Origin of the sequence: Galbibacter sp. (assembly GCF_035306585.1) — a bacterium.
Taxonomy (GTDB): Bacteria; Bacteroidota; Bacteroidia; order Flavobacteriales; family Flavobacteriaceae; genus Galbibacter.
The window spans coordinates 1-2,994 of record NZ_DATGNU010000094.1 but is presented as its reverse complement, the minus strand read 5'-3'; the positions used below and the strand labels follow the sequence as shown (position 1 = coordinate 2,994).

2 protein-coding genes are annotated in these 2,994 nt (G+C 38.2%); both read left to right on the top strand.

Features of this window, described 5'->3' with window-relative positions; genetic code table 11:
* Positions 1 to 265 precede the first annotated feature (265 nt).
* Positions 266 to 913, top strand: coding sequence for a hypothetical protein (locus VKY50_RS09005; RefSeq protein ID WP_324301029.1), 648 nt, complete (start codon positions 266 to 268; stop codon positions 911 to 913).
* Between the two features lie 524 nt (positions 914 to 1,437).
* Positions 1,438 to 2,655 carry an IS110 family RNA-guided transposase gene (locus VKY50_RS09000; RefSeq protein WP_324301027.1) on the top strand — a complete coding sequence of 406 codons (1,218 nt, stop codon included), beginning with the start codon at positions 1,438 to 1,440 and terminating at the stop codon, positions 2,653 to 2,655.
* The last annotated feature ends 339 nt before the right edge of the window (positions 2,656 to 2,994 follow it).

Here is a 2,994-nt window from a genome sequence, read left to right as displayed (position 1 = left end):
AATTGATTGCTCATAAAAAATCATCCTTTCTGGAATGTTGTGTGGTAACTTCATTTTACTAAAAAGGATGGTTTTTTTGTAACGGGTTCTGTTTTCGAGTACAAAACTTCAAATAACACATCAAAGGGAGTGCCAAATCGCATTGATTTCGCTACTCCTTTTTTCTTGATTTAACGGTAATTATCCATAACAAACTAATCAATTGGTACTACAAAAAGCACCCTAAAAAGAAGATGACAGAACTTTCTGTTCTTCAAAATTTTTGGTGTCATTTGCAATACTTTTTAAGTTACCAAAAAAACCTCTGAACTGGAAATATGGTATTGTAAAGAGACAAAATCTTCAAATAAAGGGAAGGTTAGTAATAAAAAATTGCGGTAAAACTGAGAAAAAAATGGAGGAGCAAATGGATAATCACAAGTTTAATGAGTTTATTAAAATTGCAAAAAAACTAAATGATATTGAAATTATCCCATTGTTAATGGGTTCGGTTGGTTTAGAGGTCATTACAGGAAAGAGTTGGGATGCACAAGACTTAGATATTCATATACCTGGTGATAAAAGAGGGTGGGAAGTACCACCTGAATTAAATATACATAACTGGAATGAAATAGTGACCATTATGAACACAATGGAATATAGTTTGGTTGATTTGCACGAACACGAGTTCTCTAAAGAAGGATTATCAGTTGAGTTTGGTATTATTGACACTTTACCAAGTTTCGCAGGAGTACAATTAGAGAATTTAGAAATGCAACAAATGGGAGAGGTAAAGTATTATTTACTAAATCCTGAGCAATATTTAAGTGTTTACGAATCTTCATCCAAGGATAGTTATCGAGCAGATAACAATAATAATAAAGATATTAGAAAAATAGATTTCTTAAAAAGTATGTTGAACAAAATACCATAAAAAAAGGTCGGTCAGTGGTTTCAGCCGCTGACCATTTTTGTGCGTTTTATATTGATTTTTTTTGCACGAAATAGACAACCTTTTCGTCTGATAATTACCTGTTTGTACTTCAAAACCGAACCCGTTAGTTTTTTTGTATGTTTTTTTAAAAATTACGAGTCAATACTATTAAATTTTGTAACCTTGTTGATTGTAGCGAAAGGTACGAGACTCCTGCGGGAAAAGCGTGGCCAGTGGAGACCCCGCAGGAGCTTGCGACGAGGAGGCTCCCGGACCGCCCGCGGAAACATACTAACATTAGTAGTACAGACCAAGGCCACGGTTTGTGCTACTATTTTTTTAGTAGAAGTGAAGTGAAGTCGTGTACTCGCTGGGATCTAAGAATCCGTATAAGGAAACCGACACGCTTCACACCCTTATTAGAATCAGTTTAGTATGTTGGATCTTCGAGATCGTGTATAAGAAAGTGGAATCGATGAGGCACTGTGAAGAACTTCTATGTGATGTAAACAGGGGGAAGAATTATGAAACATGTAATTGCTTTTGACGTAAGTATGGGAAAAAGTACAATAGTAATATACGACTGCTATCAACGCTGTCAATATGAAGGGGAATTAGAACACACGATATCTGGATTCCAATCATTAAAAGGACGTATTGAATCACTTAGGGAACAGGACGGCAAAGTACCTGACATTGTCTTTGAGGCTACGGGTGTCTATTCTAAAGGGCTTGAGAACTTCCTGCAGGTACACCAATATCCCTATATTCGCTTGAACCCTTTGGAGGCTAAGCTTCAGATGGCAGCCATGCGCCGACATAAAACAGATATTAGTGATGCACATGAATTGGCTAAATCCCATTTCAGATTGGACCGGCAGGAAACATACGTACAAGAAGAATACTTTGAACAAATGCGTGCACTGGGACGCTACTATGAAGATATAGAAAAGGAGATAAGGCATCACTATAACAGGCTACACTCTTTCCTACAACTAAGCTTTCCGCTACTTGAAAAGGTATTTACAAAGAGCTCAGTCCTGTTTTTAAATATCATTCAGCTTTATCCCCATCCTGCATGCTTACATATGCTTTCAAAAGAGGATTTACGTAACCAAATCAAACAAGCAACCCGTAAGAATATATCTAATCAAAAAGCGGAGGAAAAAGCGGCATTACTAATCAACGCTGCAGAAAATTCCTATTCAGCAATTCGGCCGGAAGACGTACGCTGCCAACATCTACGACACTATGCCAAACGCATTTTGGAACTGGTGGATCAGAAAAAGGATATTATTAGACAGATGGTGGATCTATCGAAAGATCGTGTTGATTTTCAAGTTCTCGTGTCATTTCCTGGAATTGGGGAATCTACAGCAGTTAGAATAATTGGCGAGTTAGGCGACATCCGCCGCTTTAAAAATCACAAACAGGTCAATGCATACGTAGGGATTGATATCCAACGGTTCCAATCAGGTAAACTTCAGTACCAGGATCGGATAAATAAACGTGGAAACCGAAGGTTGAGGCAGATCCTTTATTTCATGGTGATGTCAATGATCTCATTAAGGACAAAAACTAAAAATACGATTGTGGATTATTACGACCAATTAAAAAAGCAACCCCAGAGTAAGCCCCATAAGGTTGCGATGATTGCATGTGTGAATAAGTTCTTGAAAGTCGCATTTCACCTTATTCAACATGATGTCCTGTATGATTACGAATCAGCCAAAGCTTCGTAACAGGATAGCTCCACTATATCACATAAGACCTTGTGAAAAAAACAAATATTCGCTAGGTCTATTTGGTATACACATTTTTATTTTATCCAAACCTGGTCCTAGTAGTGCAGGCGCTCGACTCCTGCGGGAATAGCATGAGCCTTGAGACCCCGCAGGGAGCAGTCCTTTCGCTCCTGAGGAGGCTCAAGCCATGCCCGCGGAAAGCGGAGCGCCGGAACGGAGAGTAACGGCCTGTCGGCAGCTTTAAACTATTTAAATTATTTATGACAGAAAAACAATTTTAAAAAAACACTTGACTACAGGTAAGAAAAACACTTGACTACAGGTAAGAAAGCGAGT

What these genes read in the sequence shown, in the direction of transcription:
- VKY50_RS09000 (WP_324301027.1), top strand. Translation starts at nt 1,438, where the DNA reads ATGAAACATGTAATTGCTTTTGACGTAAGTATGGGAAAAAGTACAATA.